Source organism: Polaromonas sp. P1_A2, assembly GCF_056406895.1.
In genome coordinates, this window is sequence record NZ_JBFTZI010000006.1 from 63316 (window position 1) to 85979 (window position 22664).

Annotated in this window: 19 protein-coding genes; 11 read left to right on the forward strand and 8 right to left on the reverse strand. The window is 66.1% G+C overall.

All coding sequences use genetic code 11. From position 1 onward, the window contains the following. Positions 1 to 67 precede the first annotated feature (67 nt). From AC1D09_RS20985 to AC1D09_RS21000, 4 genes are read left to right on the forward strand one after another with little or no spacing between them, the layout of a single operon-like run. Positions 68 to 736, forward strand: a complete 669-nt coding sequence (locus AC1D09_RS20985; RefSeq protein WP_477662796.1) for a haloacid dehalogenase type II — start codon at positions 68 to 70, stop codon at positions 734 to 736. A gap of 19 nt (positions 737 to 755) precedes the next feature. After that, positions 756 to 1115 carry a cupin domain-containing protein gene (locus tag AC1D09_RS20990; RefSeq protein WP_477662795.1) on the forward strand — a complete coding sequence of 120 codons (360 nt, stop codon included), beginning with the start codon at positions 756 to 758 and terminating at the stop codon, positions 1113 to 1115. Then, positions 1112 to 2395, forward strand: coding sequence for an NAD(P)/FAD-dependent oxidoreductase (locus AC1D09_RS20995; protein ID WP_074579690.1), 1284 nt, complete (start codon positions 1112 to 1114; stop codon positions 2393 to 2395). The genes AC1D09_RS20990 and AC1D09_RS20995 overlap by 4 nt, the downstream gene beginning before the upstream one ends. A gap of 29 nt (positions 2396 to 2424) precedes the next feature. Further along, positions 2425 to 4056: an ABC transporter substrate-binding protein gene (locus AC1D09_RS21000; protein ID WP_477662794.1), complete on the forward strand. Its 1632-nt coding sequence runs from the start codon at positions 2425 to 2427 to the stop codon at positions 4054 to 4056. A gap of 121 nt (positions 4057 to 4177) precedes the next feature. Here AC1D09_RS21000 and AC1D09_RS21005 read toward each other — a convergent pair whose 3' ends face one another. The 5 genes from AC1D09_RS21005 to AC1D09_RS21025 all read right to left on the reverse strand — a co-directional run bounded on the left by AC1D09_RS21005 (position 4178) and on the right by AC1D09_RS21025 (position 9244). After that, positions 4178 to 4678 carry an Lrp/AsnC family transcriptional regulator gene (locus AC1D09_RS21005; RefSeq protein ID WP_477662793.1) on the reverse strand — a complete coding sequence of 167 codons (501 nt, stop codon included), beginning with the start codon at positions 4676 to 4678 and terminating at the stop codon, positions 4178 to 4180. A gap of 32 nt (positions 4679 to 4710) precedes the next feature. Further along, positions 4711 to 6054 (reverse strand): aspartate aminotransferase family protein, encoded by a 1344-nt coding sequence (locus AC1D09_RS21010; protein WP_477662792.1) that lies wholly within the window; start codon positions 6052 to 6054, stop codon positions 4711 to 4713. Further along, complete coding sequence (locus tag AC1D09_RS21015) at positions 6051 to 7097, reverse strand: phosphotransferase (protein ID WP_477662791.1); 1047 nt, start codon at positions 7095 to 7097, stop codon at positions 6051 to 6053. The genes AC1D09_RS21010 and AC1D09_RS21015 overlap by 4 nt, the downstream gene beginning before the upstream one ends. Further along, complete coding sequence (locus AC1D09_RS21020) at positions 7094 to 7759, reverse strand: haloacid dehalogenase type II (protein ID WP_477662790.1); 666 nt, start codon at positions 7757 to 7759, stop codon at positions 7094 to 7096. Before AC1D09_RS21020 ends, AC1D09_RS21015 begins: the two co-directional genes overlap by 4 nt. Positions 7760 to 7918: 159 nt before the next feature. Further along, the gene (locus AC1D09_RS21025; protein ID WP_477662854.1) at positions 7919 to 9244 is read right to left on the reverse strand and encodes an NAD(P)/FAD-dependent oxidoreductase; all 1326 of its coding nucleotides are present in this window, start codon (positions 9242 to 9244) and stop codon (positions 7919 to 7921) included. Positions 9245 to 9590: 346 nt separating this feature from the next. Between AC1D09_RS21025 and AC1D09_RS21030 the strand changes: the two genes are divergently transcribed. Next, positions 9591 to 10583 (forward strand): ornithine cyclodeaminase family protein, encoded by a 993-nt coding sequence (locus tag AC1D09_RS21030; protein ID WP_477662789.1) that lies wholly within the window; start codon positions 9591 to 9593, stop codon positions 10581 to 10583. 96 nt (positions 10584 to 10679) lie between these two features. On the opposite strand, the gene AC1D09_RS21035 is transcribed toward AC1D09_RS21030, so the two are convergent. Continuing rightward, a complete protein-coding gene (locus AC1D09_RS21035) occupies positions 10680 to 11663 on the reverse strand; it encodes a threonine/serine dehydratase (RefSeq protein WP_477662788.1) in 984 nt (327 codons plus the stop codon). A 15-nt stretch (positions 11664 to 11678) separates the two neighbouring features. Continuing rightward, positions 11679 to 13160 (reverse strand): aldehyde dehydrogenase family protein, encoded by a 1482-nt coding sequence (locus AC1D09_RS21040; protein WP_477662787.1) that lies wholly within the window; start codon positions 13158 to 13160, stop codon positions 11679 to 11681. Positions 13161 to 13585: 425 nt separating this feature from the next. Here AC1D09_RS21040 and AC1D09_RS21045 point away from each other — a divergent pair, with 425 nt between their 5' ends. From AC1D09_RS21045 to AC1D09_RS21070, 6 genes are all read left to right on the forward strand, one after another. Beyond that, the gene (locus AC1D09_RS21045) at positions 13586 to 15211 is read left to right on the forward strand and encodes an ABC transporter substrate-binding protein (protein ID WP_477662786.1); all 1626 of its coding nucleotides are present in this window, start codon (positions 13586 to 13588) and stop codon (positions 15209 to 15211) included. Then, on the forward strand, positions 15208 to 16164 hold the full coding sequence (locus AC1D09_RS21050; protein ID WP_477701215.1) for an ABC transporter permease: 957 nt from the start codon (positions 15208 to 15210) through the stop codon (positions 16162 to 16164). Before AC1D09_RS21045 ends, AC1D09_RS21050 begins: the two co-directional genes overlap by 4 nt. Beyond that, the gene (locus AC1D09_RS21055) at positions 16161 to 17030 is read left to right on the forward strand and encodes an ABC transporter permease (protein WP_477662784.1); all 870 of its coding nucleotides are present in this window, start codon (positions 16161 to 16163) and stop codon (positions 17028 to 17030) included. The genes AC1D09_RS21050 and AC1D09_RS21055 overlap by 4 nt, the downstream gene beginning before the upstream one ends. Next, positions 17030 to 18871, forward strand: coding sequence for an ABC transporter ATP-binding protein (locus tag AC1D09_RS21060; RefSeq protein WP_477662783.1), 1842 nt, complete (start codon positions 17030 to 17032; stop codon positions 18869 to 18871). The genes AC1D09_RS21055 and AC1D09_RS21060 overlap by 1 nt, the downstream gene beginning before the upstream one ends. Positions 18872 to 18971: 100 nt before the next feature. Then, positions 18972 to 20423, forward strand: a complete 1452-nt coding sequence (locus AC1D09_RS21065; RefSeq protein ID WP_477662782.1) for an NAD-dependent succinate-semialdehyde dehydrogenase — start codon at positions 18972 to 18974, stop codon at positions 20421 to 20423. Further along, the gene (locus tag AC1D09_RS21070) at positions 20420 to 21715 is read left to right on the forward strand and encodes a D-amino acid dehydrogenase (RefSeq protein WP_477662781.1); all 1296 of its coding nucleotides are present in this window, start codon (positions 20420 to 20422) and stop codon (positions 21713 to 21715) included. The genes AC1D09_RS21065 and AC1D09_RS21070 overlap by 4 nt, the downstream gene beginning before the upstream one ends. Positions 21716 to 21862: 147 nt before the next feature. Here the strand turns inward: AC1D09_RS21070 and AC1D09_RS21075 are convergent, their stop codons facing one another. Further along, a complete protein-coding gene (locus AC1D09_RS21075; protein ID WP_477662780.1) occupies positions 21863 to 22564 on the reverse strand; it encodes an MSMEG_1061 family FMN-dependent PPOX-type flavoprotein in 702 nt (233 codons plus the stop codon). Between the last annotated feature and the right edge of the window lie 100 nt (positions 22565 to 22664).

The following is a 22664-nucleotide window of genomic DNA, read 5'->3' on the forward strand; positions in this document are numbered from 1 at the left end:
ATTGAAGCGATTGAATCGATTGAACCACCACTTTCATCACGTCACCACACCACTCACGAGGCAAACCATGATCTTCCGGCCCAAGTACATCACTTTCGACTGCTACGGCACGCTCACCTACTTTCGCATGCACGAAGTGGCCCACGGCATCGTCGGCGACCAGTTGCCCGCCGAGCGCATGCAGCAATTCATCAAGGACTTCAGCGCTTACCGGCTCGACGAGGTGATGGGCGACTGGAAGCCTTACGACCAGGTGCTCAAGTCTGCCTGGCAACGCGTGTGCAAGCGTCACGGCGTTCCCTACCGCGACGAAGACGGCCAGAAGTTCTACGACGCCGTGCCCACCTGGGGCCCGCACACCGACGTGCCTTTCTCGCTCACCCGCGTGGGCCAGAAGATCCCGCTGGTGATCCTGTCGAATGCGATGAACGAGCAGATCCATTCCAACGTGCGCAAGCTCGAGGCGCCCTTCCACAAGGTGTACACCGCCCAGGACGCCGGCGCCTACAAGCCGCGCCTGCAGGCCTTCGAGTACATGCTCGACCAGCTGGGCTGCTCGCCCGACGACATCCTGCACGTGTCTTCCAGCCCGCGCTACGACCTGATGTCGGCCCAGGACATGGGCATCAAGAACAAGGTCTTCGTCAACCGCGGCCACGAACCCAAGCCCAGCGAGCTCTACAGCCACGCCGAGATCCGCGACATCAACGGCCTGCCCGCGCTGGTCGGCCTGTGACCTGAAAGGAAAAGACACTGTGAGCAACCTGACTTTCTTCAAGCTGGATGACCTGGGCGAGGGTCGCGAGAGCCTGCCGGTGCCCGAGAAGCTTTTGGCGGGTGACCCGCGCTTCACGAACTGGGACGTGGATCAGACCGCCGACGGCAAGCTGCGCACCGGCGTGTGGCAGACCACGCCCGGAACGCTGCGCTCCATCAAGGGCGGCGTCTGGGAGTTCTGCTACATCCTGTCGGGCGTCTCGGAGCTGGTCGAGGACGGCGGCAAAACGTACCGCGTGCAGGCCGGTGACGCCTTCGTGATGAAACCGGACTGGGTCGGCGTGTGGCGTTGCATCGAGACCACGCGCAAAATCTGGACCATTTACGGCAGCGCATGAAGCTCGAATCCTTCTGGACCGATACCACCGCGCCCTTCGAGGGCCGCAGTGACGAGCTGCCCGCCAAGGCCGACGTGGTGGTTGTGGGCGGCGGCTTCACCGGCCTGTCGGCGGCCCGCAGGCTGGCCATGCGCGGCGCCCGCGTGGTGGTGCTGGAGGCATCGGTGGTAGCCGCGGAGGCCTCGGGCCGCAACGGCGGCCATGTGAACAACGGCCTGGCCGTGGACTATGCCACCGTCGCCGCGCGCGTCGGCGTCGAACGCGCCGCCGCCTGGTACCGTGCCTACGACGACGCGGTGGACACCGTGGAGCGCATCGTGCGCGAAGAGGAGATTGCCTGCGATTTTCACCGCCGCGGCAAGCTCAAGATCGCCGGGCGGCCTGCCCATTACGAGGCGCTGGCGCGCGGCTTCGAGCGCCTGCGCCGCGAAGCGGATTCCGAGGTCGAACTGGTGCCGCCGCAGCGCATCCACGAAGAGGTCGCTTGCGACCGGTTCGCCGGCGGCCTGCTGTTCAAGAAAAGCGCGCAGATGCATATGGGCCAGTTCGGCCGGGGCCTGGCGGAAGCAGCAGCCCGGCGCGGCGCGCTGATCTATGACCACGCGCCGGTGCAAAAGCTGCAGCGCCTGCACGGCCATGCCTACCGCGTGCACACGCCGCGCGGCACCGTGGACGCCGACCAGGTGCTGGTGGCCACCGGCGCCACGCGCCATGGCGCGTTCTCCAGCTTCTCTTACTGGCGGCGCCGCATTGTGCCCATCGGCAGCTTCATCATCGTGACCGAGCAGCTCGATCCCGCCATGGTGAAAGCGCTATTACCGCAGCGCCGCACCTACACCACTACCGACACGCTGCACAACTACTTTCGCCTCACGCCGGACAACCGCCTGGTGTTCGGCGGGCGCGCGCGCTTTGCGCTGTCCAGCCCGCGCTCGGACGCCAAGAGCGGCCAGGTGCTGCGCGAGCAGATGGTGGCGATGTTCCCGCAACTGCGCGACGTGCGCATCGCCTACTGCTGGGGCGGCATTGTCGACATGACGCAGGACCGCCTGCCCCACGCCGGTGAAACCGAGGGCCTCTATTACTCCATGGGCTACAGCGGCCATGGCACGCAGATGTCGGTGCACATGGGCGAGTGCATGGCCCGCGTGATGGCCGGCGACCTGGCGGCCAACCCCTGGCGCGACAACCCCTGGCCCGCCATCCCTGGCCATTTTGGCACGCCCTGGTTCCTGCCCGCCGTGGGGCTGTACTACACGATCAAAAACAAGTTCGCCTGAAAAGGCCCCACCCCCGAGGAGACATAACAATGACAGAACAACAGCTGACAGGCAGCAGCCTGATCGGGCCGGAAGAAAGCCGCCGCATCATGGGCCAACTGCAGGGCGGCGCCAGCCGGCGCGACGTGCTGGCTATGCTGATGGCCGGCGGCATGCAGGCCACATTGGCGGGCGGCCTGGCCTCCGCGGTGGTTGCGGCGCAAGCGGCAGCGCCGCGCAAGGGTGGGCGCATCAAGGTGGCCGGCGCGGCTGCCTCACTCAACGACACGCTGGACCCGGCCAAGTTCTCCAACCATAGCGACTACATCCGCGGCTGCATGTTCTACAACGGGCTCACCTCACTGGATGGCAGCCTCACACCCCGGCCGGCGCTGGCTGAGGAATTCATCACCACTGACGCCAAAACCTGGGTGTTCAAGCTGCGCCAGGGGGTGACCTTTCATGACGGAAAACCCTTCACGCCGGCCGACGTGGTGTTCTCCATCATGCGCCACAAGAACCCGGCGACCGGCTCCAAGGTCAAGGCGCTGGCCGAGCAGATCGAAGAGGTCAAAGCCACCGGACCGCATGAAGTGACCATACGCCTGGCGGCGCCCAATGCCGACCTGCCCGTGATCCTCGGCACCTGGAGTTTCCTCATCCTGCGCGACGGCGTCAGCGATGTGAACGCGCACATGTCGGGTGTAGGCACCGGTCCTTACAAGCTCAAGGACTTCAAGCCAGGCGTGCGCTCTGTGGCCGTGCGCAACGACCGTTACTGGAAGCCCGACCGCCCTTATCTGGACGAGATCGAGTACGTAGGTATAGGTGACGAGGCAGCGCGCGTCAACGCATTGCTGGCCGGTGAGATCGACCTGACCATGGCGATCAAACCGCACTCGGTGGACCGCATCAAGAGCAGCAAAAAGCACGCCATCTTCGAGACCAAGGCGGGCCTGTACACCGACCTCATCATGCGCCGTGACAGCGGGCCCGGCGCCAACCCGGACTTCGTGCTGGCGATGAAGCACTTGTTCAACCGCGAGCAGATGCTCACGTCCATCCTGCTGGGTTTTGGCGAGGTGGCCAACGACCAGCCCATACACCCTAGCGACCGTTTCTATTTCAAGGGGCTCAAGCAGCGGGCCTACGACCCCGAAAAAGCCAAGTGGCATGTGCAGAAGGCCAACCTCGGCAGCGCGGCCATCCCGGTGGTGGTGTCGCCCGCAGCCTCCAATTCGGCGGAGATGGCGCTGGTGATGCAGCAGGCGGCGGGCCAGATCGGGCTTAACCTGGAAGTTCGCCCTATGCCGGCCGACGGCTACTGGTCGCAGCACTGGATGAAGCACCCCGTGGGCTTTGGCAACATCAACGCGCGGCCGTCGGCCGATTTGATGTTCACGCAATTCTTCAAATCTGATGCGCCGACCAACGAGTCTGCCTGGAAAAACCCCAAATTTGACCAGCTGCTGCTGGCCGCGCGCGCGCAACCCGACCAGGCCAAGCGCGCCAACATGTATGCCGACATGCAGGTCATGATCCACGAAGACAGCGGCATCGGCATTCCCCTCTTCATGTCCAGCATTGACGGGCACAACAAAAAGCTCAAGGGCCTGTCGCCGATTCCGCTGGGCGGCCTGATGGGCTACAACTTTGCCGAGAACGTCTGGCTCGACGCCTGACCGCATTGACGGCCGTGAACACCACTGCCAACAGGCTGGTCCGGGTCACCGCCTGGGTGCCGGCCATGCTCAAGCACAAGCTGGCGGCCGGGTTCAGGCCGCGGGCTTGAGGATCGCCGCGTCAGCCTCTCTCCAGCTGCGCCGCGATGAGATTGAGCGGATGCGTGCGCTTGCGCGATGACTGGCGCAGGACGATACGGCTGGTGAACTTTCCGATTCCGATATCGTCCTGCAGCAGGCGCTCCATCAGCGCCTGAAAATGGCCGACGTTCGGCGCCACGATTTTGAGCAGGTAGTCGTAGCCGCCGCTGACGTTGTACCACTCCACGATTTCGCCGTGCCGGTCCAGGGCCTGCTCGAACTTGCGGAAGTCCGGAGGCCGGTGGCTGCTGATCGTCACCTCGGAAAAAACCACCACACAATTGCCCAGCTTCTCCAGCGCGATGTCGGCCCCATAGCCGCGAATCACGCCGATGTCCTGCAGCCGTTTCGTTCGCACCAGGCAGGGGCTCTGGCTAAGGCCGACGGCTTCGGCCAGCTCGACATTCGAGCAGCGCCCCTCGCGCTCCAGGTGCGCGAGGATTTTGAGGTCGAAGCGGTCTAAGGACATTGCGGCGGTCATGCGCGGATGGTAGCGCCGGATGCTGGTTGCGGCTAGGCCATTCGCGCTTCAGCCAGGGATTCGTCGAGGGCCTGGATGACGAGGCCGGCCTGGTCCGCCGAGAGCACCAGGGGCGGGCGGATCTTGAGCACGTTGTGCCCCATCGCACAGGCGCTGATCAGCACGCCCTTGTCGCGCATCCGGTTGACCACCTGGCTTGTCAGGCCGCGGTCCGGCGCGCGCGATGCCCGGTCGGAGACGAGTTCGACCCCGACAAACAGGCCCGCCCCGCGCACGTCACCGATGGCTTCGTGCCGGGCTGTCAGGGCGGCGATGCCGTCGTGAAGAATCTTCCCCACCTTGGCGGCATGCTGCACCAGCCCGTCCCGCTCTATGGTGTCCAGCACCGCCAGCGCCGCCGCGCAGGAAACGGTATTGCCCGCGAATGTGTTGAAGTAGCGCGAACTCTTGCCGAATTCCGCCAGCACGTCGGCGCTTGCCAGCAGCCCCGCGATGGGTTGGCCGTTGCCCATCGGTTTGCCCATGGTCACGATGTCGGGCTGCAGGCCGTGGCGCTGGAAGCCCCAAAGATGTTCGCCGGTCCGGCCGAAACCGGGCTGGACTTCATCGGCAATGAAGAGGCCGCCCGCCCGTTTGATCGCGCCGACCGCGCCCTTCAGGAAGCCCGCCGGCCCGGGGAGTATGCCGTCGCTGGTGAACAGCGAATCGACAATCAGCGCGGCCGGCTTGATGCCATGGCGCTTCAGGTCGGCGATGGCCGCCTCGACGTCGCGGGTGAAGCGTTCGGCCAAGTCGGTGCCCCCGGCGTGGTACAGGCGCGGCGCCGGCACCAGGCGCACATGCGCACCGAGATCGACGCTCACGCCCAGCGAGGGCGAGAACTTAGCCACGGCGTCGGTGATGCCGTGGTAGGCGGTGTCGGTCACGATCACGCCGGTGCCGCCGGTGCGTACTTTCGCGATGCGATAGGCGAGGTCGTTGGCCTCGCTGCCCGTGCAGGTCAGCATCAGGTGGGCCAGGTCGGTCCCCGGTACGCTCGCCAGCAGGCGTTCGGCCAGTTCGAGGATCGTGTCATGCAGGTAGCGCGTGTTGGTCGCCAGCGTCTGCACCTGCCGGCAGATGGCCTCGGTCACCGCCGGGTGGCAATGCCCCAGCGAGGTCACGTTGTTGTAGGCGTCGAGGTAGCGGCGCCCCTCGGGGTCCATCAGCCAGGCGCCCTCGCCGCGCACGATGTGCAGCGGCCGTTCATACATCAGGCGATAGGCCGGGCCGAGCAGGGCGTCGCGGCGCGCGATCATCTGCGCGGTGGCCGGGTCCACGTCGGCGCGGCCGGGGATATAGGCATTGACCATGTTGAGGTCGGTGGTGCTTTTCATGGAGTGGCTCCTGTGGGTATGTGTATGCCGGCCAGCAGCCGGTCGCGTGCGGTGTCGCGGGAAAGATCGGCCATCTGGGACAGGCCTTCCCAGGCCGCGGGGTTGTGTCGCATGATGTAGGCGCGGTTCTCGGGGTAGCGCGCGGCGCGCCATTCCGAAATCAGCGCCGTGATGAGGTGGCGCGTGGCCAGGAGGTCGGCAAGGACCTCCTGTTCGGCGCCGGTCAGCGGCAATACCGCGTGGTAGGCGGCCACAAACTGGGCCGGCCCCTCGAAAGGGTCGGCGCAGCCGGCCATGTGGAAGGCGGCGGCTGTCGCCACCTCGCCGACCAGCGGCGCATGCACCATGTCGCCGAAGTCGATGATGCCCACGATGCGCGCCGGGTCGTCGGGGGCGACCAGCACGTTGTAGAGGTGGTAGTCGTTGTGGATCACCTGGGACCGCAGCGATGACAGGCGCGGCAGCACGTGCACCTTGAAGCGCTCCATGAATACCTGGGCCAGCGCGCGGCGCCTGGCGTCCACGAGGCTGTCCAGCTGTTCGTCCAGCCGATGCGCCGTGGCGACGTTCCACAGCAAGTCATGCGCCGCGCCCGGATGCGCGAAGCCTTGCAATGCGCGGTTCAAACCGGCAAGCCCGGCCCCCATGGCATGCCGTTGCGCGGCGGTGCGCTCGGTCTGGCGGATCTGGATGCCATCCAGGTAGCTCAGCATGCGCACGCGTGTCTGGACGCCCTCGGCAAGGGCGATCATGTCATGCGTGTGCCCTTGCAGTGTCCGCACGACGCGGGGCACAGGCTGCTCGGGCGCGGCGCGGGCAATGTGGTCCAGCGCCGCGATCTGGAAGTCGACCACCGCGGGCGGCTCGGAGGGGTTGCTGATCTTGAAGACGTAGCGGCGGCCGTCCGACGCCTCCACCAGGCAGTTCTGGTCGCGTTCGCCCGCCAGCGGCTGGGTGCTGCCCTCGATGCCGTAGAGACGATGGACCAGCGCCTCCACCGCCGCGGGGGCCAGGTCGGGCGCAGTGGTGCTCAGCTGGGTCATAGGCCGAGCAGACCCGGAAGCTGGCGGACGTCGGTCAGCCTGCTGACGCCAAAGTTTTCAGACGTCGGCTCGTGGCCGCGGTCAATAAAGGCCTTGGCCATAAAGCCCAGGTCGGACGCCGTCATCAGGTCGTAGCGAAAGCTCGACGAGACATGCATCATCTGGTCGGGCGCGCAGCCGAGCTGGTCGAACATGTATTCAAAGGTCTGGAAGCGCGGTTTGTAGGCGCGCGCTTCCTCGGCGGTGTAAACCGCGTGGAACTTCGCCTTGAGGTGGGCGACGCTCGCCGGGATCAGGTCGACCATCGAGTTCGACAGGATCACCAGGGGCACGTGCGGCGCGATCGCCTCCAGCACCTCGACAACATTGGGATGCGGTTGCCAGGTCGGGATGGCGTCGTACAGCGCTATGGCGTCCGACGGTTGATAGCCGATGCCGTGCGCCTTGCACGCGCGCTGGATGGAATTTTCCACCACGTTGAAGAAGGGCTTCCACTCGCCCAGAACTTCGTCGAGACGATAGGCCCGGAAGCTGTCGAGGAAGGCCGGCATACGGCTGGCCGGCACGCGGTCCGTGAACAGGCGCTTGGCGGTGGGGCCCATCTCGAAGTTGATGAGCGTGCCGTAGCAGTCGAAGCTGATGAATTTGGGTTTGAAGGTCATAGAAGATCCACGCTGTTGGGGTGGATACAAGTCTATGAATTCGCCGCCTTTTGAAATGCCGCATTCACAGGCGGCACAAGTGGAATTCGTTTCAATCCGGGCTCTTGCCGGAACTTTGCATGGCCCCGGCTTTCTGCCGCCGCGTCCGCGGCGCGCCTCTTAGAAATCCGCCACCTTGCCCCAGGCCGATGCGTTGAACCGGGCGGGATCGAAAGGCTTGGGATCGAAGATCGGTTGGGCCCCGGACACGATGTCGGCGATCAGGTGGCCCGCGCCGGGGCCTATGCCGAAACCGTGGCCCGAGAAACCCGCGGCCAGGATCAGCCCGGGCACCTGCGGCAGCTCGCCGATACCGGGCACGCCGTCGGGCGTGCTGTCGATATAGCCCGCCCAGGTGTTGGCGATGCGGGCTTCACGCAGTGCGGGCAGCAGTTTGACGGCACGGCGGTGGGTTTCGCGGACGCCCGCGGCGTCGGGTCTTGGGTTGAGGATACGGGCCCGTTCCATGGGCGTGATGTCGTCCAGCTTCCAGCGGGCGCGGGTTTCGTGGTCCCAGCGCATGCCCTCCAGGCCGCCGGGAAACACATTGCGCCAGCGCTTGGCGAACATGGGGATGAACTGCGGCGCAAAGCGCAGCAGCTGCGGCGTGGGGTCGGCGCGCCCGCGGCCGCTGATGGCCAGCACGTAATGGCCGTCGGGGCGCCGGGTGACGGCGACGTTGGGGCCGGCCAGCGCGGCCGGCAGTTGCTGCGCCGGCGGAGACACACGCACGATGGACTGGCGTATCGTGGCCAGCGGAAACCGCACGTCAAGCTGGTTGCAGAAGGACGATGCCCACGCACCGCCCGCGAGAACCGCGGCGCGGGTTTTGATGGTCCCGGCTTCGGTGACGACGCCGCTGAGGCGGCCGCCCTCCATCTCGATGCCGCGCGCGGCGCAGTTCTGGTGGACCGTGCCGCCCAGCTTGATGAGCGCGGCCGCAACAGCCGGCGCAGCCTTGGCCGGGTCGGCCGTGCCGTCGCTGGGCGAGAAGACGCCGCCTTTCCACGCGCGGCCGGTGGCCCGCCCGCGTTCGGAAGCTTCGCTGCCGCTGAGCATGTGGGTGGTCACGCCGGCGGTGATCGCGAATTCGCGCCACTTGGCCCAGCCCGCAATCTGGGCTTCGTCATCGCTGAGGTAGAGCAGGCCACAGCGCTTGAAGCCCGTGTCTTCGCCGCTGTCGGCGGCAAACTGGTCCCAGAGCTCCAGGCTGCGGGTGGCCATGGGCAGCTCGCGCGCGTCGCGGTTCTGCTGGCGGCACCAGCCCCAGTTGCGGCTCGATTGCTCGGCGCCTATGCGGCCTTTTTCGATCAGGGCGACCGACAGCCCGCGTTTGGCCAGGTAGTAGGCGGTAAACACACCGATGATGCCGCCGCCGATCACGACGACGTCGGCGCTGGCCGGCGGCTTGGGCGAAGTTTCCAGGAGGCGCAGCGGTTGCGGCAGGGTAGGTGGCATTGTCGTTGCCGCGCCCTGGGCGCGTTGCATGGTCAGCGGTGGGTTCATGCTGCCATGGTAGAGGCTGGCGGGCAACCGGTGCTGCCGGATTGCGGCCTTCTTGCAACGAACAATGCTGTTCTCGGTGGATGGGAAGGAGATTTCTGCTCCAGGGTCGCCGCGCCATACGACAGCCCATGCAAAGCCCGACTGGCCCGGCCGGCTGCCTGTGCCGCGCGGCGCCCTGAATACCGGGGTTTCTGTGCGGCGGCCGTGTGAAAACAGGATTTTGTGCAGGCCCTTCGTGTTGTACTTGTACATGCAGGAATACAGAACGACCAGAGAGAGACCACCCGTGAAAACACTGCTGCTCAAGAAAGAGGAAGTCCGCGGACTGATCCGCATGAAGGAAGTCATCGGCACTGTGGAGGAGGCCTACAAAGCCTTCAACAGCGGCCAGGTGATACAGCCCCCCTACATCGGCATCGACCTGCCATCCCATCGCGGGGAGATTGACTTCAAGCTGGGCTACAACCAGGGCAATGAAATGATCTCCATGAAGGCGTCCTCGGGCGGGTTTACCGGCAACCCGGAACAGTACGGGGTTCCCAACGGCATGGGAACCGTGCTGCTGTTCGACGGCATGAGCGGCGCCCTGGTCTGCGTGATGGACGGAAGCCTGCTCACGGGCCTCAGGACCGGCGCGTGCGGCGCCGTTTCGGTCAAGGCGCTCGCAAGAAAGAACGCGAGGAAGATCACCTCGATAGGCACCGGCAACCAGGCCAGGATGCAGATACGGGCCATCAGGGAGGTGATGAAGATCGAAGAAATCCATGCCTGGGACCACCATCCCGAGACGCTGGCCAGGTACAAGGCGGACATTGAGAGCGAGTTCGGCATTCCCGTGCTCACGGCCAACTCCAAGAAGGAAGCGGTAGCGAACGCCGATATCCTGATCACCACTACCCGCGGGAAAGGCTCGCTGGTGGAGGCCCCGTGGATCAAGCCCGGCACGCATATCGTCGCGATCGGTGCGGATGCGCCAGGCAAGCAAGAACTGGAGCCGCAGATTTTCCGGGGCGCGAAAGTCGTCGTCGACTCCATCGCCCAGTGCATCGAAAAAGGCGAAACACAGCACCCCATCAAGGCGAAGATCATGGCCCAGGGCGGCATCCACGCGGAAATCGGCGAGATTCTGCTGGGCAGGAAGCCGGGGCGGGAGAACGACGAGGAAGTCACCATCTTCGACGCCACCGGCATGGCCATTCAGGACAACACCACGGCGGCGAAGATTTACCGCAACGCCATCGAGAACAAGGTCGGCGCCTTCTTCGATTTCCTCGAATAAGATTTCACCGGAGCCATAAAAAAAGCCGCTCAGCGGCTTTTTTTGCTCCAAATGCTTGCTCCGGGTGCTTGCTCCGGGTATTTGCTCGAACTGCGCTTATCCAGCGTCTTTGTAGATCTCGGCCAGGTCGCACAGGTCCCAGTTCCCGCCGGTCAATACCGTGCAGACCTTCTCATTCGGCCTGAGCTTGACAAGGCCGGCCAGCAAGGCCCCGACGCCGATGGAGGCAGCGGGTTCGGCGATCAGCTTGGCATCCTTGGCCAGCACACGCATGCCCGCGACGATGTGCTCGTCTTCCACGAGGATGATCTCGTCCACGTACTTCTCGATGATGGGGAACGGGTTCTGGCCCGGAACGCTGATTCGCAAGCCATCCGCGATGGTGTTCTTCAGCGGAAGCGAGGTGCGTTGCTTGTTGATCCGGCTCTGGAAGTACTTGGGCGTCAAGGCGGGCTCCGCGCCTATGACACGCACCGACGGCTTGGTTTCCTTGATGGCGGTGGCGATTCCCGACAGCAGGCCGCCGCCGCCCAGGGGAACGATGACCGTGTCCACATCCTCCAGGTCCTCCAGGATCTCGCAGCCTATGGTTCCCTGGCCGGCCATGACCAGCGGGTCTTCGAAGCCGTGGACCGCCGTGTACCTGTTCTCTTCGGCGAGCTCGCACACCCTTTTCCATCGGGCGGCCGTGTCGCCGTCGAAAAGAATGACTTCCGCTCCCAGGGCCCGGGTGTTCTCGATCTTGATCCTGGGCGTGGTCACCGGAACGACGATGATCGCCTTGACGCCCAGCATCCTGGCGGCATAGGCGATGCCCTGGGCATGGTTGCCCGAAGAAGTCGCAATGAGGCCGTTGGCGATCGCCTCTCTTGGCAGCGACAGCGCCTTGTTCAGGGCGCCCCGAATCTTGAAGGCGCCCGTGATCTGCAGGGTTTCAGGCTTGAGATAAAGCTGGCAGCCAACGGCTGGCTCGATCTTCTCTGCCCGCAACAACGGCGTATGCCGGATGTGCGGCTTCAGCCGTTCCCGGGCTTCCCGGATGTCCTGGAGGGTCGGGTAGTTGCGCATCTTGCTTTTCACTTTCGAATATTGTTGTCAGCCGGGCTCGCCCTGCCAGCCCAGGATGGACTTGGTCTCCAGGTACTCCTGCAGCCCCTCGACCCCATACTCGCGCCCATTGCCCGAGTGCTTGTAGCCGCCGAAGGGGGCATGCGGGTTCCAGGGCGGGTTGTTGATGTGCACCTGGCCGGAACGAATCCGCGCCGCGACCGTGCGCGCCGCGGCCAGGTCCCGGCCCTGCACGTGCGCGCCCAGGCCGTAGACGGTGCCGTTGGCGATCTCCACGGCCTCGTCCACGCTGTCATAGGGAATGATGGCCAGCACCGGCCCGAAGATTTCTTCCTGTGCGATGCGCATCTGCGGATTCACGTCGGAGAAGATGGTCGGGCGCGCGTAGAAGCCGCGCTCCAGGCCCTGCGGCCGGCCGGGGCCGCCGCAAATGAGCCGCGCGCCTTCGGCGATGCCCGCATCAACCATTTCCTGCACACGGTTGAACTGCGCGCGGTTGGCCACGGGGCCATGTGTGGTCTGCGGCGAGCGCGGGTCGCCAACAACGAATGCGGCGGCTGCTTCACAGGCGATCCGCTCGACTTCCGCGAGGCGTTCGCGCGGCACGATCATGCGCGTCGGGGCGCTGCAGGACTGGCCGACATTGCGAAAGCCCGCGGCCACGCCCGCCGGCACGGCGCGAGCGAGATCCGCATCCGGCAGGATGAGGTTGGGCGATTTGCCGCCCAGCTCCTGGGCCACGCGCTTGACGGTGGGCGCTGCAGCCTGCGCCACCAGGACACCGGCCCGGTTCGAGCCGGTGATCGAGATCATGTCCACGTCGGGATGCGCCGACAGCGCGGCGCCCACCTCCAGCCCGCTGCCGTTCACCAGGTTGAACACACCGGCGGGGATGCCGGCGTCGTGCAGCACCTGGGTGAAGAGCAGGGCGCTCAGCGGGGACAGCTCGCTGGGCTTGAGCACCACGGTGCAGCCTGCCGCCAGGGCGGGGCCGACCTTGGCGGTGATCTGGTACAGCGGCCAGTTCCAGGGCGTGATCAGCGCGCAGACGCCGATGGCCTCGCGCATCAGGGCCATGCCCTCGCGGTGGATGACAAAAGGGTAGCTGCCCGCGTTGTCGCGGGCCACGCGGATGTGCTCTGCCGCCATGGGAACCTGCGCGCTGCGCGCCGTACTGATCGCAGCGCCCATCTCCAGCGAGATCGCCTGGGCAAACAGCTCCGCCCGTTCAAGGATCAGGCTGTGCACGCGGCCAAGAAGCGCAGCCCGGTTTTGCGGCGAACTGACGGACCAGGTCTTGAAGGCGAATCGCGCCGCGATCACCGCCTCGTCCACGTCCTGCGCATTGCCCAGGGCGATCTCCGCGACGGCATCCTCCGTCGATGGGTCGATGACGCTGGTTCGGTCGTGCCCCATGGGCAGCACCCACTCGCCGCCTATGTACAGGCGGTCCAGCAGGCCGCTGCTTGTGAGTTGCTCTACGAGGCGTTTCGCGTCGCCATTTCCCATGATTGCCCTCTCAATAAGAATCGAAGTCATGGTACGCCCCTGCCCCGGAATTGATCTGCCGTTTAGGCGCGGGCATTCGGCATGAACAGTGCACAAGCGGCGCACAACCGCAGCATCTGCGGCGGCTCTTCAATAGCATTCATTGGAAGGCGCCGGCGACGTCGCCCAGGCTTTGCACCACCCTTGCAGGAGGACGTTTTCATGCGCTTTTGTCCCAAGTCCAGCGGCTCCGACCGCCCTGGCGCACCGGCCTGCGACACCCGCGGGGCGTGGGCCGCAAGCCGCCGCAGGCGCACCGCACACCATGCCGCCGGCCATCCACAAAACCGCAGTTTTAACCACGCACCCCCGTACGATCAAGGCATATCCCCGGTCGCGCGGTGCTCCAATGCCTTTACCCCCCCACGAGAAACCAGGAGAACACCATGGCAGATAAGAAGCAGCTGGACGGCCTGATCGGCCCTGAAGAGAGCACGCGCATTCTTGGTGCGTTGCAACGCGGTGCCAACCGGCGCGACGTGCTGGCGATGCTGGCGGCCGGCGGCATGCAGGCCACGCTGGCCGGCGGCATTGCCGGGATTGCCGCGAGCGCGCAGGCGCAAACGCAAACGCCGCGCAAGGGCGGCCGCATCAAGGTGGCGGGCGCGGTCTCCTCCGTGAGCGACACGCTGGACCCGGCCAAGCAGGCCAACCAGGCCGACTACGCCCGCGGTTTCACCTTCTACAACGGGCTGACCTGGCTGGACAGCAGCCTCGCGCCCCAGCCCTCGCTGGCCGAGGAGTTCACCACCAAGGACGCCAAGACCTGGGTCTTCAAGCTGCGCAAGGGCGTCACCTTCCACGACGGCAAGCCGCTGGCGCCGGCCGACGTGGTGTTCTCGCTGATGCGGCACAAAAACCCGGCCACCGGCTCTAAGGCCAAGGTGCTGGCCGACCAGATCGAGGACGTGGCGGCCACCGGCCCCAATGAAGTCACCGTGCGCCTGGTGGCGCCCAATGCCGACCTGCCGGCCATCCTGGCCACCTACCATTTCCACATCGTCAAGGACGGCACGACCGACTTCAACGCCGGCATAGGCACCGGCCCCTACAAGGTCAAGGAATTCAAGCCCGGCGTGCGCTCCATCGGCGTGCGCAATGAAAACTACTGGAAGCCCGGCCGCCCCTACCTGGACGAGATCGAGTACGTGGGCATTGCCGACGAGTCGGCGCGCGTCAACGCGCTGCTGGCCGGCGAGCTGGACCTGATCGGCACGGTCAACCCACGCTCCATCGACCGCATCAACGGCAGCGGCAAGGCCGTCATCTTCGAGACCAAGGGCGTGTCGTACACCGACCTGATCATGCGGCGCGACAGCGGCCCGGGCGCCAACCCGGACTTCGTGATGGCCATGAAGCTGCTGTTCAACCGCGAGCAGATGCTCAAGTCCATCCAGCTGGGCCGCGGCGTGGTGGCCAACGACCAGCCCATTGCCCCGGGCAACCGCTTCTTCGCCAAGGGCCTGCCGCAGCGCCCCTACGACCCCGAAAAAGCCAAATGGCATCTGAAGAAGGCCAACCTGGGCAGCGCCGCCATCCCGGTGGTGGCTTCCTCCGCCGCAACCAGCTCGGTGGAAATGGCCCTGGTGCTGCAGCATGCCGCGCGCGGGGCCGGCCTGAACCTGGATGTGCGCAACATGCCGGCCGACGGGTTCTGGTCGCAGCACTGGATGAAGCACCCGGTGGGCTTCGGCAACGTCAACACACGCCCCACGGCCGACCTGGCCCTGACGCTGTTCTTCAAGTCCGACGCACCGTGGAACGAATCGGGCTGGAAGAACGAGAAGTTCGACCAGCTGCTGGTGGGCGCGCGCGCCGAAACCGACGCGGCCAAGCGCACCCAGATGTACGCCGACATGCAGGCCATGATCAACCAGGACAGCGGCATCGGCATCCCGATGTTTCTCTCCAGCCTGGACGGCCACAACAAGAAGCTCAAGGGCCTGCAGACGAACCCGCTGGGCGGGATGATGGGCTATGGCTTCGCCGAACACGTCTGGCTTGAGGCATGAACCTCACTATTTTGAAACTCGTTGCCGGCCGGATCGTCTCCGGCCTGGCCTCGCTGCTGGCGGTGTCGGTGGTGGTGTTTGCCATCACCGCCGTGCTGCCCGGCGACGCGGCCGAAGAGAAGCTGGGGCAGGACGCCACGCCTGAAGCGGTGGCGGCGCTGCGCAAGGAGATGGGCCTGGACCGCAGCGCGGTGCTGCGCTACTTCGACTGGCTGGGCGGCATGGCCAGGGGCGATGCGGGCAAGTCGGTGGTCACCGGCATGCCGGTGGGTGAGGCCGTTAACAGCCGCCTGCCCGCCTCGCTGTTGCTGGCCGCGGTGACCACGGCGTTTTCCGTGCCGCTGGCCCTGGGCCTGGGCATCCTCTGCGCCTTGCGGCGCGGCTCGGCTTTTGACCGTTTCACCAGCATGGCGACGGTGGCCGTGGTGTCGGTGCCGGAATTCCTGGTGGCCACGCTGGCCGTGCTGGTGTTCGCGGTGCAGCTCAAATGGCTGCCCGCGCTCTCCTACGATGTCAACATTTCCTCGCCGGGCGAAATGCTGCGCTCCTTCGCTTTGCCGGTGCTCAGCCTGGGCAGCGTGATCGTGGCGCAGATGCTGCGCATGACGCGCGCGGCCGTCATCGACCAGATGGCGGCGGCCTATATCGAGATGGTGCGGCTCAAAGGCGCGAGCGCCGCGCGTACCGTGCTGTTCCACGCGCTGCCCAATGCCATCGGCCCCATCGCCAACGCGGTGGCGCTGAGCCTCTCGTACCTGCTGGGCGGCGTGATCATCATCGAGGTGATCTTCAATTACCCGGGCATCGCCAAGCTTATGGTGGACGCCGTCTCCCAGCGGGACATGCCCCTGGTGCAGGCCTGCGCCATGATCTTCTGCGCCGCCTACCTGATCCTGGTGATGCTCGCCGACGTGTGCGGCATCGTCGCCAACCCACGCCTGAGGCACCAATGAACGTCGCGACTCTTGTTCCTTCGAACGCCGCTACCAAGCGCCGCGCCTGGCTCTCGGGCTGGTCGCGCGCCGGCAAGTTCGGCCTGGCCGTGCTGGCCTTCTGGGTGGCCGTGGCGATCTACGCCTGCTTCGTGCCGGACAGCGCACTCGGCGAGATGTCCGATGCCGGCGTGTTCCAGGGTATGGGTGCGCAGCACTGGCTGGGCACCGACTACCTGGGTCGCGACATGCTCACGCGCATCATCGTGGGCACGCCCTACACCATCGGCGTGGCCTTCGTCGCGACGCTGATCGCCTGTGGTGTGGGCGCTGTGCTGGGCCTGCTGGCCGCCGTGACGGGCGGCTGGGTGGATTCGGCCCTGAGCCGGCTGCTCGACACCCTGGTCTCCATCCCGAGCAAGATGTTCGCGCTGGTGATCATCGCCGGCTTCGGTTCCTCGGTCACGCTGCTCATTGCCGTGGCCGCCATCGTCTACACGCCGGGTGCCTACCGCATCATCCGCTCGCTGGCGATCAACATCAACGCCATGGACTACGTGCTGGTGGCGCGCGCCCGCGGCGAAGGCCACGGCTACGTCATGCGCCGCGAGATCCTGCCCAACATCACCGGCCCGCTGCTGGCCGACATGGGCTTGCGTTTCGTCTACGCCCTGCGCCTGCTGGCGAGCCTGAGCTTCCTGGGCCTGGGCGTGCAACCGCCCATGGCCGACTGGGGCTCGCTGGTGCGCGAAAACCTGGGCGCCTTGCCGGTAGGCGGTGTCTCGGTGCTCGCCCCGGCGTTTGCCATCGCCGCGCTGACCATCGCGGTCAACCTCGTGATCGACAACTTACCGGGCCATACCGACGCCGACAGGGAGAAACACTGATGGGCGCTACTGTCCGCGTGAACGAACTGCGCATCGTGGCGCAAGCCGCCGGTGGCGGCGAAACGGAGATCGTCAAAGGCGTCTCTTTTGACATAGCACCCGGCGAGGTGCTGGCGCTGATCGGCGAGTCCGGCTCCGGCAAGACCACCATAGGCCTGGCGCTCATGGGCTACGCACGGCACGGCTGCCGCATCGCCGGAGGCAGCGTGCGCATCGGCGACACCGACGTGCTGGCACTCACCGAACCCGAACGCCGCCAATTGCGCGGCCGGCGCGTGTCGTACATCGCGCAGAGTGCCGCCGCCTCCTTCAACCCGTCGCGCACCATCATGGACCAGGTGGTGGAGACGGCGCGCATCCACTCCCTGATGCCGCGCGCCGAGGCCGAGAAAAAAGCCGTGACGCTGTTCCGCGAGCTGGCGCTGCCGCAGCCCGACACCATAGGCCAGCGCTATCCGCACCAGGTCTCGGGCGGGCAGCTGCAGCGGCTGATGGCCGCGATGGCGCTGATGAGCGACCCGGACCTGGTGATCTTCGACGAGCCCACCACGGCCCTGGACGTCACCACCCAGATCGAGGTGCTGCACGCCTTTCGCCGCGTGGTGCGCGAGCGCAAGACCACGGCGGTTTATGTCACCCACGACCTGGCGGTGGTGGCCCAGATGGCCGGCCGCATCCTGGTGCTGCGCGACGGCGCCGAGCGCGAGATCGGCACCACGCAGCAGATCATCACCACACCCAAGGACGACTACACACGCAGCCTGATCGCCGCCGCCAACCCCAAGGCGCGCACCGGTGAGGCGCACGCCGAGGGCGCCACGCCGCTGCTGGAAGTGCGCAACCTGGTCGCCGGCTATGGCCCGCTGGACAAGCACGGCCGGCCCGCCTCCCCGGTGCTCGACGATGTGAGCCTGCGTCTCTACCGCGGCCAGGCCATCGGCGTCATCGGCGAGTCCGGTTCCGGCAAGACCACGCTGGCGCGTGCTGTCGCCGGGCTGATAGGCCCCGCCGGCGGGCAGATCATGTTTGACGGAAAGCCGCTGCCGCGCCTGGTGAGCCAGCGCACGCCCGAAGAACTGCGCCGCATCCAGATCGTGTTCCAGATGGCGGACACGGCGCTCAATCCTTCGCACACCATCGCCGAGATCCTGGCGCGGCCGCTGCAGCTGTACCGCGGCTTGAAGGGCGAGGCGCTGGACAAGCGCATCGCGCAGCTGCTGGACCTGGTGCAACTGCCGCAGGCTTGCGCACGGCGCCTGCCCGTGGGGCTGTCCGGCGGGCAGAAGCAGCGCGTCAACCTGGCGCGCGCGCTGGCCGCCGACCCCGACCTGATTCTGTGCGATGAAGTGACCTCGGCGCTGGACACGGTGGTGGGCGCCGCCATCCTCGACCTGCTGGCGCAGCTGCGCAAGGAGCTCGGCGTGTCCTACATGTTCATCAGCCACGACATGAACACCGTGCGCGCCGTGTGCGACGAGATCGTGGTGCTGTATGCCGGCCAGAAGGTCGAGTCGCTGACCCGCTCGGCTTTCGCGCATGCGCCGCGCCATCCCTACTTCCATCTGCTGGCGAACTCCGTTCCGGAATTGCGCCAGGGATGGCTGGAAGAAGTCGGGGCGGCGCAGCGCGCGGCCCTGCCGCTGGTGCAGGCGCCCGTAGACCGCGCGGGCATTTGCAGCTTCCTGGACCGATGTCCTTTGCGTGTCGCAGGTTTGTGCGACAGCAAGACGCCGCCGCGGCATGAGCTCGAGGGCGGCGTGGAAGTGTTCTGCCACCGCAGCGCCGATGAATTGCTGCAGCTGCAAAAAACCAAGGCGCAGCCGCGCGAATGCACGGCCTGATTCGCAAGGCCTGATCCGGGGAGCGCTGCGTGCGTATGGAGGTCGCCGTCCCGGGTGGCGCCGGGAATTTTTTCATCCGAACTGAACTGATTGAACCGACATGGAAACACTGAACTTCATTGGAGGCCGCTGGCAGGCGGCCCAGGACGCTCGCCAATTCGAGGTGCGCAACCCGGCCGACGACAGCCTGATCGCCACCGTCGCCGACGGCGGCGCCGCCGACGCACGCCTGGCCGCCGACGCCGCGGCCCAGGCGCTGCACGCCTGGAAGGCGCGCCCGCCGCGCGAGCGTTGCCTGATCCTCAAAAAATGGCAGGCGCTGATAGAGCGCGACGTGGAGCCGCTGGCCGCGCTGATCTCTCGCGAGCAGGGCAAGCCGCTGGCCGAATCGCGCGGCGAGATTGCCTATGCCGCGGGCTATGTCGAATGGTTCGCGGAAGAGGGTGTGCGTGCCCACGGTGAAGTCATCGCCGCGCCCGTCACCTCCAAGCGCTACATCGTGCTGCGGGAAGCCGTTGGCGTCGTGGCCGTGGTCACGCCTTGGAATTTCCCGGCCGCGATGATCGCGCGCAAGATTGCGCCCGCGCTCGCCGCCGGCTGCACCGTGGTCGCCAAGCCCGCCGAAGACACGCCGCTCACTTCCCTGGCGCTGGTGAAGCTGGCCGAGGAAGCGGGCGTGCCGCCCGGCGTGCTCAACATCGTGCCCGCCTCGCGCGATCGCACGCCGGAAGTGGTCGGCGAATGGCTGGCCGACGGCCGCGTTCGCAAGATCAGCTTCACCGGCAGCACGCCGGTGGGCAAGCTGCTGGCGCGCGAGTCCGCCACCACGCTCAAAAAGCTGTCGCTGGAGCTTGGCGGCAACGCGCCCTTCATCGTGTTCGAAGATGCCGACATCAACGCGGCCGTCGAAGGCCTGATGGCCTCGAAATTCCGCAACGGCGGCCAGACCTGCGTCAGCCCCAACCGCGTGTACGTCCACCAGGCGGTACACGACCGTTTTGTCGACAAGCTGGCGGCCCGCGTGGGCGCGCTGAAGGTCGGTCCCGCGACCTGGCCGCAGGCCGAGATCGGCCCCATGATCAATGCCCGTGCGCTGGAGAAGATAGAGCGCCATGTGAACGACGCGGTGGCCAAGGGCGCCAAGGCGGTGGTGGGCGGTTGCCGCGTGCGCAACGACGTCGCCACCGGGCCCAACTACTACGCGCCCACGGTGCTGACCGGTGCCACCAAAGAGATGGCCCTGTCCTGCGAGGAAACCTTCGGCCCCGTGGCCGCCATCTTCCCCTTCGCGACCGAAGAGGAAGTTGTCGCACTGGCCAACGACACGCCTTACGGCCTGGCCGGTTACTTCTATTCGAACGACGTCAAGCGCATCTGGCGCGTGGCCTCGGCGCTGGAGACCGGCATGGTCGGCATCAACGAAGGCGCCATCGCCGCGCAAGCCGCGCCCTTCGGCGGCGTGAAGGAATCCGGCTACGGCCGCGAAGGCTCGCACTGGGGCCTGGACGATTACCTGCACACCAAATACCTTTGCCAAGGCGGATTGGCATGAAAGTCCTGGTGCTTGGCGCCGGCGTGATCGGCACCACCACGGCCTACTACCTCGCGCGCGCGGGCCATGAGGTCACGGTGGTCGACCGCCAGCCCGGGCTCGCGCGGGAAACAAGCTTTGCCAATGCCGGCCAGGTGTCGCCGGGTTACGCGGCACCCTGGGCCGCGCCCGGCGTGCCGCTCAAGGCGCTGCGCTGGATGTTCCAGAAGCATGCGCCGCTGGCCATAGGCCTGGACGGCAGCATGGACCAGCTGCGCTGGATGTGGCAGATGCTGCGCAACTGCAGCCCGCGGCGCTACGCGGTGAACAAGGAACGCATGGTGCGGCTGGCCGAATACAGCCGCGACTGCCTGGCGCAACTTCGTGAAGACACCGGCCTGCGTTATGAAGGCCGCGAGGGCGGCACGCTGCAGGTGTTCCGCACCCTGGCGCAGCTCGATGCCGTCGGCAAGGACGTGGCCGTGCTGCGTGCCGCAGGCGTGCCCTACGAACTGCTGGGGCCTGACGAACTGGTGCGCGCGGAGCCGGCCATCGCCACCGGGCCGCTGGTGGGCGGCCTGCGCCTGCCCGGTGACGAGACGGGCGACTGCCACCTGTTTACCACCGGTATCGGCCACCTGGCCCAATCCATGGGCGTGCGCTTTTCTTTCGGCGAAGCCATAGACCGTGTCGAAGTCTGTGCCGGCCAGGTGGCCGGCGTGCTGCAGGGCGGCCGCCTGCTGAAGGCCGATGCCTATGTGATGGCGCTGGGCTCGTATTCCACGGCCATGCTGGGCGAGGCCTTGAAGATCCCCGTCTATCCGGTCAAGGGCTATTCGATCACCGTGCCCATCGCCGACGCGGGCCGCGCGCCGGTGTCGACCGTGCTGGACGAGAGCTACAAGATCGCCATCACACGCTTTGACCGCCGCATCCGCGTGGGCGGCATGGCGGAACTGCGCGGCTTTGACCTGCGCCTGAACCCGCGGCGCCGCGAAACGCTGGAACTGTGCCTGAACGACCTGTTCCCCGGCGCCGGTGACGCTGGTGCGGCAAGCTTCTGGACCGGCCTGCGGCCCATGACCCCGGACGGCACACCGCTGGTGGGCCGCACGCCGCTGCCCAATCTCTACCTCAACACCGGCCACGGCACGCTGGGATGGACCATGGCCTGCGGCTCCGCGCGCCTGCTGGCCGATATCATGAGCGGCCGCGCACCCGAGATCCGCGCCGACGACCTTTCGGTGCAGCGTTATGCGCAGCCGGAATCGCGGCCATGGGCCGGCCCTTGGGGGGCAGTCCAATTCGACTAACTGCTTGTGAACTTGTTTACGACTATTGCCCAGAACAAGCGCACTGCGGGGTTTGGTGGACGCTCACTTCGCGCAGCGAAGTGATGCGGCCACACAAATCCTCCCCCAATCTTGCAAATAGCGCGACAGTCGAATGGCAGTCGACCTTCAGTACAGGTCATTGCGCACTGATTGATCGTAGTGTTCGTTGATTTGCTGAACCTGCGCGTCATCGAGATCGCTGGAGGCATCGTGGAGCCGGCTGATGGCCGCGAGCATGTCGCCCACTGTGGGCAAGGTGTCGCGATCCAGCCTTGAGCTGTGCTCCCAGAGCTGGGCACGATTGACGGCCTTGCCGCAGTGGAACAGCACCTCGTCGATCTGCACGACGGTTGCTGCTTTGGGTGTGCGCATCCCTTCGCGAAGATCGGACAACAAGTCATGATCGGTAGAGACGCGTCCCCGGCCGTTGATGCGAAGAAAGATCTCCAGCCCCGGGAACAGAAAGACCATTGCAAGCCGCCGGTCGCGCTGCAGGTTTCGCAATGATTCGATCCGGTTGTTGCCCGGCCAGTCGGCAAATGCGACCGTGTTGTCGTCGAGTACGTGAACAAAGCCGGGCGGTCCGCCGCGCGGCGAGGCGTCCAATCCATGCTCGCTCCCCGTCGCCAGGCAGAAGAATGTGGCTTTGCGCAGGTATGCCTTGTGAAAGTCGACCAGGTGGTCCAGCACGGCACGCTGGATTCTTTCGGACGGCGGCGCATAGAGCGCGTCGAGATCAGCTTGCGGCACTTGGGCGTCCGCTTGCGCTTGCCGGGGCTTCGCTGGGGTCGCGTCTTGGGTGGGCGATCCGGCGTTTTGTGTCTTCATGAGATGGCCTTCTTAAAAGTAGAAGAAGTAAAAGAAGTAGAAGACCCCAAGCCTAAGCACGATTGAATGGCTCCCGTAAACTGTATCGGCCATTCAATAT